This is a genomic window from Cobetia amphilecti (assembly GCF_032923285.1).
Lineage (GTDB): Bacteria > Pseudomonadota > Gammaproteobacteria > Pseudomonadales > Halomonadaceae > Cobetia > Cobetia amphilecti.
Window position 1 is genome coordinate 1,569,213 of sequence record NZ_CP136695.1, and the last position, 12,226, is coordinate 1,581,438.

9 protein-coding genes are annotated in these 12,226 nt (G+C 61.5%); 6 read left to right on the forward strand and 3 right to left on the reverse strand.

All coding sequences use genetic code 11. From position 1 onward, the window contains the following. Nucleotides 1-225 precede the first annotated feature (225 nt). The 4 genes from purF (at nucleotide 226) to R1T44_RS06730 (ending at nucleotide 4,578) form a co-directional block, all read left to right on the forward strand. The gene (purF, locus tag R1T44_RS06715; RefSeq protein ID WP_043336916.1) at nucleotides 226-1,740 is read left to right on the forward strand and encodes an amidophosphoribosyltransferase; all 1,515 of its coding nucleotides are present in this window, start codon (nucleotides 226-228) and stop codon (nucleotides 1,738-1,740) included. 238 nt (nucleotides 1,741-1,978) lie between these two features. Beyond that, complete coding sequence (locus tag R1T44_RS06720) at nucleotides 1,979-3,193, forward strand: O-succinylhomoserine sulfhydrylase (protein ID WP_153635332.1); 1,215 nt, start codon at nucleotides 1,979-1,981, stop codon at nucleotides 3,191-3,193. A gap of 177 nt (nucleotides 3,194-3,370) precedes the next feature. Next, on the forward strand, nucleotides 3,371-3,913 hold the full coding sequence (locus R1T44_RS06725; protein ID WP_153635333.1) for a cytochrome b: 543 nt from the start codon (nucleotides 3,371-3,373) through the stop codon (nucleotides 3,911-3,913). A 65-nt stretch (nucleotides 3,914-3,978) separates the two neighbouring features. After that, nucleotides 3,979-4,578 carry a YceI family protein gene (locus R1T44_RS06730; RefSeq protein ID WP_043336921.1) on the forward strand — a complete coding sequence of 200 codons (600 nt, stop codon included), beginning with the start codon at nucleotides 3,979-3,981 and terminating at the stop codon, nucleotides 4,576-4,578. A 182-nt stretch (nucleotides 4,579-4,760) separates the two neighbouring features. Here the strand turns inward: R1T44_RS06730 and R1T44_RS06735 are convergent, their stop codons facing one another. Both R1T44_RS06735 and R1T44_RS06740 read right to left on the reverse strand, forming a co-directional pair. Continuing rightward, complete coding sequence (locus tag R1T44_RS06735) at nucleotides 4,761-5,378, reverse strand: LysE family translocator (protein ID WP_054554925.1); 618 nt, start codon at nucleotides 5,376-5,378, stop codon at nucleotides 4,761-4,763. A 661-nt stretch (nucleotides 5,379-6,039) separates the two neighbouring features. Continuing rightward, complete coding sequence (locus tag R1T44_RS06740; RefSeq protein WP_084589647.1) at nucleotides 6,040-6,906, reverse strand: 2OG-Fe dioxygenase family protein; 867 nt, start codon at nucleotides 6,904-6,906, stop codon at nucleotides 6,040-6,042. A gap of 695 nt (nucleotides 6,907-7,601) precedes the next feature. Between R1T44_RS06740 and R1T44_RS06745 the strand changes: the two genes are divergently transcribed. Further along, on the forward strand, nucleotides 7,602-9,392 hold the full coding sequence (locus tag R1T44_RS06745; RefSeq protein ID WP_225347763.1) for a putative bifunctional diguanylate cyclase/phosphodiesterase: 1,791 nt from the start codon (nucleotides 7,602-7,604) through the stop codon (nucleotides 9,390-9,392). A 398-nt stretch (nucleotides 9,393-9,790) separates the two neighbouring features. Here the strand turns inward: R1T44_RS06745 and R1T44_RS06750 are convergent, their stop codons facing one another. Next, nucleotides 9,791-10,714, reverse strand: a complete 924-nt coding sequence (locus R1T44_RS06750; protein ID WP_054554924.1) for a LysR family transcriptional regulator — start codon at nucleotides 10,712-10,714, stop codon at nucleotides 9,791-9,793. Between the two features lie 223 nt (nucleotides 10,715-10,937). On the opposite strand from R1T44_RS06750, the gene trpB reads away from it, so the two are divergent. After that, nucleotides 10,938-12,179, forward strand: coding sequence for a tryptophan synthase subunit beta (trpB, locus tag R1T44_RS06755; RefSeq protein WP_054554923.1), 1,242 nt, complete (start codon nucleotides 10,938-10,940; stop codon nucleotides 12,177-12,179). Nucleotides 12,180-12,226 lie beyond the last annotated feature (47 nt).

The window sequence follows — 12,226 nt, forward strand, 5'->3', positions numbered from 1 at the left end:
CCGGGCATCGTGGCCCGGCGTTGTCGTTTTCGGCATTCGGCACGCGTTGCTGAAGCCTCATGCGGGGCAGTCGAAGGGGTTGACCCATCGGTCAGGTGTTGCCTGCATGGGGGGCAGGCCTGACAATTGCGCCGTGTGAGCACTCATATTGCCATATGGACGGGCGCCGGCAGTCGCCAGCGTGCGCTTCCCTATCCAAGTGTGTATTAGTGAGGTAATGACGGGATGTGCGGGATTGTAGGTTTGATGGCCAACGCCTCGGTCAACCAGGCGCTGTATGACGCGCTGACCGTATTGCAGCACCGCGGGCAGGACGCCGCGGGCATGATGACCTGGCACGAAGGTCGTTTCCTGCTGCGCAAGAGCAATGGTCTGGTGCGTGATGTCTTCCGCACTCGTCACATGCAGCGTCTCAAGGGCAACATGGGGATCGGCCATGTTCGCTACCCGACCGCCGGTTCCTCCAGCGAGGCGGAATCACAGCCGTTCTATGTCAACTCGCCTTACGGCATCACGCTGGCGCACAACGGCAACCTGACCAACTCCGACCAGCTCAAGCAGGAGTTGTTCTCCTCTGATCTGCGTCACATCAACACCAGCTCCGATTCCGAGGTGCTGCTCAACGTCTTCGCTCACGAGCTGGGCAAGCAGGGCATGCGTCTGGGCGCCGGTGATGTGTTCGATGCCGTGCGTCGTGTGCATCGTCGCTGCAAGGGCGGCTACGCGGCCGTCTCGATCATCAACGGCACTGGCCTGGTCGCTTTCCGCGATCCGCACGGCATCCGTCCGGCGTGTTTCGGCAAGCGTGACTCCGCCGAAGGCGTCGAGTACATGATCGCCTCCGAATCCGTGGCGCTCGACGTCGCCGGCTTCGAGCTGATCCGTGACCTGGCCCCGGGCGAAGCGGTATTCATCGACATGGAGCGTGAGCTGCACACCCTGCAGTGCGCGGATGATCCGGTTCTCAAGCCGTGCATCTTCGAACACGTCTACCTGGCGCGTCCGGATTCCCTGCTTGACGGTGCCTACGTCTATGGCACCCGCATGCGCATGGGCGAGAAGCTGGCCGACAAGATCGTGCGGGAATGGCCGGAGCAGGACATCGATGTCGTGATTCCGATCCCCGATACCTCGCGCACCTCTGCCCTCGAGCTGGCCCAGCATCTGGGAGTGACTTACCGCGAAGGCTTCATGAAGAACCGCTATATCGGCCGTACCTTCATCATGCCGGGTCAGACACTGCGCAAGAAGTCCGTGCGTCAGAAGCTCAACGCCATTGATATCGAATTTGCCGGCAAGAACGTGCTGCTGGTGGACGATTCCATCGTGCGCGGTACCACCTGCAACGAGATCATCCAGATGGCGCGCGAAGCGGGCGCCAAGAACGTCTACTTCGCCTCGGCAGCACCGGCGGTTCGCTATCCCAACGTCTACGGCATCGACATGCCGGCGGCGGAAGAGCTGATCGCCCATGACCGTACCGAGAAGGAAATCGCGGACCTGATCGGCGCTGACCGCCTGTTCTATCAGGACCTCGACGACCTGAAGGACGCCTGTCGTGAAGTCAATCCGGCGCTGGATGAGTTCGATTGCTCCGTGTTCGACGGTGTCTACGTGACCGGCGATATCGACGAAGCCTATCTGAACGACCTGCGTGCCTCGCGCAATGATGGCGCCAAGAGCGCTGGCGAGACCCACGCGGTGGTGGATCTGCACAACGATTCGGAAGATCTCGACTGATCCGGCTGCCTGCCATCCTCGGCAGGCAATCACGCGATGAGCGAACCGCAACGGGCTCCGGAGAAATCCGGGGCCCGTTGCGCGTTCAAAACCGGTAACATTGGCGCATCGCTTTTCCTTCTTCTTCTTGCTGTCGACGCGACCCGAAATGCTGAAGACGCGACATGTCACAGCGGCGCGTGACGCTGGATCGTGATTCACAGGGCAGTAGATTCCATCAGTAGAGGTACTGGACACCATGCACGACGACAATCTTTCCCGCGCCGGTCTTTCCCGCGATGAGCTGGGCCTCGAGACGCTCGCCATCCGTGCCGGTCACCTGCGCGGTGCCGAGCAGGAACACGGCGAGCCCATCTACACCACCTCAAGCTTCGTCTATGGCAGCGCCGCTGAGGCCGCAGCCAAGTTCGGGGGCGATGAAGCCGGCAACATCTACTCGCGCTTCACCAATCCGACGGTGCGCTTCTTCGAGGAGCGCCTGGCGGCGATGGAAGGCGGTGAGCGTTGCGTGGCAACCAGTTCCGGCATGGCCGCGATCATGTCCACCGTGCTGGCGTTGCTGGAATCCGGCGATGAAATCGTCGCGTCGCGTTCCATCTTCGGTTCGAGTGTCAGCCTGTTCACCAAGTACTTCGGCAAGCTGGGCATCACCACGCGCTTCGTCGAACTGAAGGATCTGGATGCCTGGCGCGACGCGATCACGCCGGCCACCAAGCTGTTGTTCGCCGAGACGCCGTCCAATCCGCTGTCCGAGCTTGGCGATATCAAGGCATTGGCGGCGCTGGCCCATGAGAACGACGCCTGGCTTGCCATCGACAACTGCTTCTGTACGCCGGCCCTGCAGCGCCCGCTGACGCTGGGCGCCGATATCGTCATCCACTCCGCCACCAAGTATCTCGATGGTCAGGGCCGGACGCTGGGTGGCGCCGTGGTGGGAAGCTCCTCGCTGATGGAGGAGGTCTATGGCGTGGTGCGTACCTGCGGGCCGTGCCTGAGCCCCTTCAACGCCTGGGTCTTCCTCAAGGGCCTGGAGACGCTGAACATTCGCATGGAAGCCCACTGTGCACGCGCGCTGACGCTGGCACATTGGCTGGAATCGCATCCGGCCATCGAGCGGGTGCATTACTCCGGACTTGAGAGCCATCCGCAGCATGAACTGGCCAAGGCCCAGCAGAAGGCCTTCGGTGCGGTGCTGGGGGTGGTGGTCAAGGGCGGCCGCGAGGCGGCCTGGTCGGTGGTCGATGCGACGCGCATCCTGTCGATCACCGGCAACCTGGGCGACGTGAAGACCACCATCACGCACCCAGCCACCACGACTCACGGTCGCCTAAGCGATGAACAGAAAGCGGCCGCCGGCATCGAAGAGGGCCTGCTGCGTATTGCTGTCGGCCTGGAAGACCTCGACGACATCAAGCGTGATCTGGCGCGCGGACTTGATCGCCTCGCGAGCTGAGTCCCGTAACGCCTGCCTTTGCACACCAACGCCCGGTTCTGCCGGGCGTTGGTGTCTCTGGACAATTTCGCTGGTGTTGCCCTCAAGGGTTGGCGTCCGTTCGGGCACTGGTTAAGCTCTTGCTCAAAGAACCTGCCAGCTCGATGGTCAGGTGGAGACTGTCATCAGGAGCACCTCATGTGGCGTAATTCTCGACGGGGCTGGGGCTGGCCTGTCATCGTGATGCATTGGCTGTCGGCGCTGGCCATCGTCGGGCTCTTCGCGCTGGGCTGGTGGATGACGTCGCTTGGCTATTACGATGCCTGGTACCAGCTCGGTCCGTGGTGGCATCGCTCGGTCGGGGTGATATTGCTGGTGCTGACGCTGGTGCGGCTCGCCTGGCGCTGGAGCCAGACGACCCCGCAGGCGCACGGCACGCGCAATGAACAGCGCGCGGCGCTGGTCGGGCATGTGCTGCTCTACGTGCTGATGCTGGTGGTGATGATCTCGGGTTACCTCATTTCCACCGCTGACGGGCGTGGCATCAAGGTATTCGATCTCTTCGAGGTGCCGGCAGTGATCTCGGGGCTGAAGGATCAGGCATCGCTGGCAGGTGAGGTGCATTGGTATGCTGCCTGCGTTCTGATCATCCTGTCGCTGGGGCATGCGGCGGCAGCATTCAAGCATCACCTGCTGGATGGGCAGGACACGTTGCGGCGCATGATTCGGCCGCTGCGCTGACGAAAAGGAAGGCGTTGGGTACGCTCGAACGCCAGATGTGACGAAACCTCTCAAGGAGCACCAACATGAACAAGACATCCTTCCTCGGCAAGTCACTGGTGGCAGGTCTCATGGCGGCGTCGTTGCCGCTGATGGCGGGTCAGGCACAGGCCTCCGATTACACGATCGATACCGATGGCCAGCACGCCTTCATCCAGTTCAAGATCAGCCATCTGGGCTACTCCTACGTGCTGGGGCAGTTCAAGGAGTTCAGTGGTGATTTCTCCTATGACCAGGGCAAGCCGGAAGATGCAAAGGTGTCGGTAGAGGTCGATGTCGATAGCCTGGACAGCGCCCACGCCGAACGCGACAAGCACATCAAGTCGGCCGACTTCCTGGATGTCTCCCAATATCCGACGGCGACCTTCACCTCGACCGGCTTCGAGTCCACTGGCGATGGTTCCGGCAAGCTGAAGGGCGACCTGACGCTGCACGGCCAGACGCAGCCCGTGACCCTGGATGTGGATCATATCGGCGGCGGTGAAGACCCGTGGGGCGGCTACCGTCAGGGCTTTGAAGGCACCACCACGCTGAAGCTCGCCGATTACGGCATCGATACATCCAAGCTTGGCCCGAATGCGGCCACTGTCGATCTGTATCTGGTCATCGAAGGTATCCGCCAGTAACGACGGCAAACGCAGTGCACTGGTGCTGACGTCAGCATCGACAGCGTGCACTGGCGCCGTGGATTGAGCGCAAGCGCTCTGCAATCCCACCCCATGCCTCTCGACACAAACGCCCCTGCCAATCGGCAGGGGCGTTTGTGTTTGTGCAAGGCGCTCGCGTCACGGGGAGCGTCGTTCAGGCGTCAGCCGCGCAATGCCAGATAGCCGCCTGCCCCGATCATCAGGCCGCCGGCGCTGCGATTGAGGCGTTTGACCGCCTTCGCCGAACGCAGATAGCGGCGGACACGCCCGGCGAGATAGCCCACCGGCACCACGCCCAGCAGCAACGCGCTCAGGTTGAGTCCGGCGGCGATCACGATATCGCTGCCGGACAGCCGGGTGATATCCATGAAGGTGGGCAGGAAGGCGATATAGAACAGGATGACCTTGGGGTTGGAGGCCGAGATGAGAAAGCCCTGCAGAAACCCTTTCCACCAGTTGCCACGTAGCCTGGGGACATCAGTCTCATCCAGCGTCGGTGAGCTCGTCCATAACTTGTAGCCGAGATAGAGCAGGTAGGCGGCGCCCAGGATACGGATGACCACGAAGACTTCGCCCCAATGCGTGGCCAGTGCCGACAGGCCGAACACCGCCGCCAGCATGTAGCAGACATCACTGAGACTCATGCCCACGGCCATCGGCACGCAGGCATTGCCACCCTGGCTCATGCCGCGCGCCAGCAGCGCCAGGATGCCAGGCCCGGGGGTGATGCCAAACAGGAAGATGGCAATGAAGAAGGTCAGCCCGCTTTCAAAGGTCATGAGAGGTCCCTGATGCATAGAGGGGAGGGCAGCGCCGCCACAGCGACGATGTAATCAAGCGCGTCTCGACAGGCGAGAGTGCCAAGCGCGAGACACCAGAGTAATGCAAAGCGCGGCGGTGCGGGAGAGCAGAACAAGAGGAGGGGATGAAGGAGGAGAAAGCGAGAACAAGGAAAGAGTGAAGAGAGCAGAATGAAGAGGAGATAAGAAGAGAGAGAAGAGAGAGAAGAGAGAGAAGAAGGAAGAATCGTGTAACAGGGCAGATGCATGATTCAAGACAAGCGCGAAGCGGGCGCTCTGTGGCATATAAAAGCGCCAGCCGGTGGCCCGGCTGGCGCTGGGTGCTGCACATGCACGTTTTCGTCGGCGCGCATCTTGTGACAGTGCGTCACCTGATGGCAGGTTCTCCTTCTTCTTTTCTGTGTCTGACGCCATGAGGCTCAGGTGCTCAGGTACTCAGGTACTCAGGCACTTGGGTACTTAGATACTCAGATACTCAGGTGCTCAGGCGCTTGGGCGCTCAGGGATTCAGGCGCTCAGAACAGGGTTTCACGTATCGAGGGACATCGGCATTGTGGCTTCTGCGCGGCGGGGCTTCAGATGAGACGACGCCGCAAGTTGCGATGCGTCTCGCTGCGATGGCTCGCGAGCAATCCGTTGCTCACTCGCAGTCGTTGAGGACGGCGTCCGGGAAATGACGACGCAGCATGCGGTTCTGGAACTCGTCGATGAACGAGCAGTTGATGATGATGATGAAGCGCTCGAAGTGCTCGCCGGCGTTCTCCTGGGTGATGGAGCTGACACTGTGGAACAGCTGGTCATCGTGGATATGCAGGACCTCGCCCGGGGCCAGCTCCGTGGTGGTCAGCAGCTCTTTGCCTGCCTTGTCCTGATAGAGGGTGTTGATGGCGCCGCTGACATTCTCGCGGTTGAGCACCAGGATGCTCAGGTATTTGCAGCCATCGGCGTGGATGCCCTGACCCTGGAGAGGATCGATGGTGCCATCACCGCGCACGCCGGTGATCTGCATCAGGATCGGTTCACGCGGGCCGATACCCCACATGTCGGCCCAGGCCTTCACGAAGGCGCGCACATCCTCGCGCTCGGTGAAGCTCTCTTCCAGCGGTGCGTAATAGCGCAGACGGTCAGCCATGCTGGCGGCGTCATTGAACTTGCCGCCCTGCGCCATCGGACATTCGCCCAGCGTCTCGACTTCATGCTGGTCGTTCAGGTGCAGCCAGGACATGCGCTTCCAGCGGGTGTTGACGTAGGGGTCACGCGGCAGGTCCTTCAGGAAGCCCTGCCAGGCCTCGAGGTCGATCTGGGAGGTGATGGATGCCTTGCTCCAATGCTGGCGTGCCAGCTCCTCGTGGACTGCCTCCGGCCAGTACTGCGAGGCAAGCGGCAGGCGCAAGGGGGTGGTGTCCGTCTTGGGGGTCGGGTAGTGCTCCACCAGGCCGCCCTGTTCCAGGGTGATCTTGCGGGAAGAGTCGGCCAGTTGACGTACGCCACGATTTGCGATGTTCATATGAAATTCCTCGACGTTTTGTGCGCTTGGGCGCAAATGGAAGGTGTTGCATTGGCAACGTCGAGGAGAATGGGAAGGTGCGCACGAGATAGTCAAACCCGTACCATGGCGGTAACACGCTAATCTCGCGCAAGTATCATCAATATGGGTACATGGCCAATATCGAGGTATGAGTAATCTAATCGACTGGTATTATGTAAGTCATTAGCGCTATTCTTCGCCCTTTGCAGACGAGCAGCGCAACGCATGTTCAGGCCGCCTGGCACTGCATGAAGCGTTGAGGATAGTGATCGAGAGGCGCTGCAAGACGCTGGGTTTACGCGCAGCAGACCCTTAGACTTTTCTCATGACGACAAGAACTCGTTCTGCGTGTGAGAGAACTCGTTCGAAGTGACATTCCGTCACGAGTTGATCTGCCCCGCCGAAGTCCGGCGAACAGGCGAAGGACGGCAGCGGAGGTATCCTTCAACATGGCTAAAGGGTTCCGCCAGGCCAGCAGGGCCGCCGGAATATTGTGCTCTCGTCCCGTCATCATTGCCGTGGTACTGACGTTGATGGTGGTGGTGATGTGGGGCCAGAGCATGCTGGGTCGATGGCCAACCGCGTTACTGATGGTGATTCTTGGCGCAACTGCGGGCATCATGCTATCTCGCAAGCGTCAGGTGTCACATCATCAGCATACGCAGGAGGCGGTCATGCAGACGAGTATGGTTGGCCTCTCGACCAGCAAGGGACTTCCCGTCAGTGATCAGCGCTTTCGAGAGCTGTTGGAAAGTCTGCCGCGCGTCGCCGTTCAGGGCTATGACAGCCAGCGCCGCGTCATCTACTGGAACGAGGCCAGCGAGCGGCTATACGGCTATAGCGAGCAGGAAGCTCGTGGACGATGCCTGGAAACTCTGGTGATCCCGGAGACGATGGCAGATGTCGTGGTGGACGCACACCATGCCTGGGTCTCTCAGGGTATCGAGATCCCCTCCAGTGAACTTGAGCTCAAGCACAAGTCAGGCGCCCCCGTGCCTGTCTTTTCTCACCATGTGATGTTGGGAGAGCGCACTGACAACCCGCTGATGTTCTGTATCGACATCGATCTGGCGGGTGAGCGCAAGGTCCAGCGTGATCTGGATTACATGACGCGTTTCGACCCCCTGACGGAGCTGCCCAATCGCCAGACCTTCGAGAGCGAACTCGGCGAGGCGCTCAGTGAATGTCAGCGTCATGACGACACCCTGATGGTGCTGTTTCTCGATATCGATCATTTCACCGAGATCAATGACACCCTCGGTTACGAGATGGGTGACCGCGTCATCCGTAGCGTGGCCAAGCGTCTGCAGGGCTTCCAGCGCAATCAGGATCTGCTCTCGCGCTTTGGTGGCGATGAATTCGTGCTGGCGATGCCACGACTGGATTACGAGAGTGATGCCCTGTCGGTGGTCGAGCGCATTCGTCAGGACTTCCAGCGACCCTTCGAGATCGAAGGGCGCCAGTTGCTGCTGCGCCTGAGTATCGGCATCAGCCTGTATCCCGAGAATGGGAGCGAGGCGGCCGAGCTGGTGCGCAATGCCGATGTCGCCAAGCATCGTGCCAAGCTGGCCGGGCGCGATGGCTATCAGTTCTTCAATCAGGAAGTCCGCAACGAGATGCTGCATCAGCACCATCTGGCCGGACGCCTGCAGGCGCTGCTGAATCAGGACGGCGGAGGGGAATTGTCGCTGCATTATCAGCCGCAGGTGGCGGCGCGCAGTGAGCGCATCGAATCCTTCGAGGCGCTGCTGCGCTGGCATTCTCCCGAGGGCTATATTCCGCCCTCCGATTTCGTGAAGGTCGCCGAGCGCACCAATCTGATCGAGCGTCTGGGAGACTGGGTCATCCGCCAGGCGTGTCGTCAGCAGGCCGAATGGCGCGCCATGGGGCTGAAGGGCTACCGGATCGACATCAACATCTCCGGACGCCAGGCCATCAGCTCGGACGTCTTCACCCGCCTTGAGGCCTACGTCGAGGAATACGGGCTGACACCGCGGGACATCGGTATCGAGCTGACCGAGAACGTGTTGATCGATGCCGATATCAAGGTGCGCGACAGCCTGCGGGCGCTCTACGACCGTGGCTACAAGATCGCCATCGATGACTTCGGCACCGGCTATTCCTCGATGAGCTATCTCAAGTTGTTGCCCGTGACGGCGCTCAAGATAGATCGCTCCTTCGTGATCGAGTGCGCCCAGGAGCCCAAGGACCGCGCCATCATGGAGGCCACGGTCTTCCTCGGTCATCGCCTCGGGCTGGAGGTAGTCGCGGAAGGAGTCGAGAACGAGCAGCAGCTGGAGTTGCTGCGCGAGATGCGTTGTGACCTGATCCAGGGCTATTACTTCTACAAGCCGATGGCGGCCACGGACATTCAGCGCCTGTTACTCGGCGGCAACAATCCGCCGAATCGCGCCTCGGGGGCCCTCGCCTCGGACAAGGGCGCTGCAGCCCCTGGCTGTCACTGATACCGGTCGGCCATGCGAGCGATTGATGGTGCTTCTCCAGCAAAGGTCTGTTGCTGTTTGGGCCCTTTTTTGTTCGCGGACTAAAAGATATGATGCTGACAGTTGAAACGCGTCAGGCCGTCACCCTTCATTTCGAGTCCTCCATCTCGGATAAGGACTGGCCACCTGACGTGAAGTCTTCGAGTCGAGCCAGTCATGGCTCCTCGATCATTTCTGCCGAGGGTGGCTGCGTCGTTCAATGCGCAGGGTTGTTCGCCCATCCTCGCTTCCAGCCTGCGTTGCAGGTTGCGATGGTTCCTTGAGCGGATTCACGATCTTTCCGGCGCTATCCTCTGGATACATGTCCGGGCAAGCCAGTCCTTGTGACTGGCTTTTTTTATGCCTGTCACAAAGTGTGGCTAGTGGGGCGGTGCCGTCGCCAGCTCCCGGGCAAGCCATTCGCCCAGCGCCTCGGCATGCGGGTGGCGAGCACGAGCGCGGCCGACCTGCGGCAATGTCAGCGTCAGGCATGCCTCGGTCTCGACGAACCCCCAGGGGGCCACGAGACGCTTGCTGCGCAGGTCTTCCTCCACCAGATAGTCCGGCGCGATGCCGACGCCCAGTCCGACCAGTGTCGCCTCGAGCAGGTAGTTGAGGTGCTCGAAACCTTGCGCGTAATCAAGCCCCTCACTGGATAGTCCCTGGCGTGAGCACCAATCTGGCCAGGCTTGCGGGCGTGATCGGGTATGCAGCAGGGGCAGGCCCAGCAGAACCTCGGGGGAAGGGGGACTGGATGCCTCGCTCAGCCACTCGCTGTCGGGCCGCAGGACGGGCCCGATGCGCTCGGTGCCCAGCACGCGCGTCTCCTGATGCTCGGCGTCATCAAAGGGCGGCGTCTGGAAGCGCAGGACACCGTCCACGCCATTGCGCAGCCCTTCGTTGTCATCACTGGCGGTCAGGTGCAGCTCGAGTTCCGGCAGGGCGTCCTTGAGTGCCCCCAGTCGCGGAATGAACCAGCGTGCCAGAAACGACCCCGGGCAGCTCAGCACGAAGGGCGCCCGCGCATCACTGCGTGCCAGTGCCCCGCATACGCGTGCCAGACCGCCAAGGTGATGACGGGTCGCGGTCGCCAGCTCACGGCCGGCCTGTGTCAGCGTCAGGCCCCGCCCGGCGCGATCGAACAGGCGTGTGCCGAGTGCGTCTTCCAGCTGGCGGATCTGACGGCTGACGGCCCCGTGGGTCACATGCAGTTCCTCTGCGGCGCGCGAGGCGCTCTCATGGCGAGCTGCCACATCGAAGGTGCGCAGGGCATTGAGGGGAGGCAGTAGCTCGGTGCGCTCCATGGTGTGTCTCCTGAGCAAGTGCTGGACGTGTCATTGGCATGGAAAGAGTGGCTGCGCGGCAATGACCGTCTCGACCATCTGTGAGATTTTCTCACACATCTTGGCGAATTTATCGTTTTTCTTCCAGTGCCTGCAGCGCTAGGATGATCACCATATCGCTGGCCCCGCAGATGCCTTGCGCAGTATGTGAGACCAGCCACTGACACGATTCGAGGAGTTCAGCATGAGCCAGACGACTGCTACCCCCAGCCTGCGCCAAGGGCCTGATGCCAAGGGTTTCTTCGGTGATTTCGGCGGCCGCTTCGTTGCCGAGACGCTGATGCCGTTGATTCTGCACCTGCAGCGCGAGTATGAAGCCGCCAAGCAGGACCCGGCATTCGCCGAGGAGCTGGCTGGTCTGTCCGCGGACTATGTCGGCCGCCAGAGCCCGCTGTATTTCGCCGAGCGTCTGACCGAGCAGCTGGGCGGCGCCAAGATCTATCTCAAGCGTGAAGACCTGATGCATACCGGGGCTCACAAGATCAACAACGCGCTGGGCCAGGTACTGCTCGCTCGCCGCATGGGCAAGCAGCGCATCATCGCCGAGACCGGTGCCGGCATGCACGGTGTGGCGACTGCCACCGTGGCGGCGCGTTTCGGGCTGGACTGCGTGATCTACATGGGCTCCACCGATATCCATCGTCAGCAGCCCAATGTGCAGCGCATGCAGCTGCTGGGCGCCAAGGTCGTGCCTGTCACCGCCGGTGATGGCACGCTGAAGGACGCCATGAACGAGGCGCTGCGTGACTGGGTCACCAACGTCGATGACACCTTCTACATCATCGGTACCGTGGCCGGGCCGCACCCGTACCCGCAGCTGGTGCGTGACTTCCAGTCCATCATCGGTCAGGAAACCCGCGTGCAGCTGCAGGAGAAGGAAGGGCGTCTGCCGGATTCGCTGGTCGCCTGCATCGGCGGCGGTTCCAACGCGATGGGCCTGTTCCACCCGTTCCTCGATGAGGAAAGCGTCGAGATCATCGGTGTCGAAGCCGCTGGTGAAGGTCTTGAGACTCCGCGTCATGCCGCCAGCCTCAAGGGCGGCCTGCCGGGCGTACTGCATGGCAACCGCACCTTCCTGCTGCAGGATGAAGAAGGTCAGATCGGCGATGCGCACTCCATCTCCGCCGGGCTCGACTATCCGGGTATCGGTCCGGAACACGCATGGTTGCATGACATCAAGCGTGCCGAATATGTCGCCGCGACCGACCAGGAAGCGCTGGACGCCTTCAAGATGCTGTGCCGTCTAGAAGGCATCATTCCGGCGCTGGAGTCCTCCCACGCGCTGGCGGAAGTCATCAAGCGTGCGCCGGGCCTGCCGAAGGACCACCTGATGGTGGTCAACCTGAGCGGCCGTGGTGACAAGGACATGGCCACCGTGACTCATCACCTGGCCGACGAACTGGGCCTGAACCCTGACGGCGAGTAAGCCCGGGTCTGTCACGTGTTGCCCGGCGTCAGAGTCGTCAGTCGCTG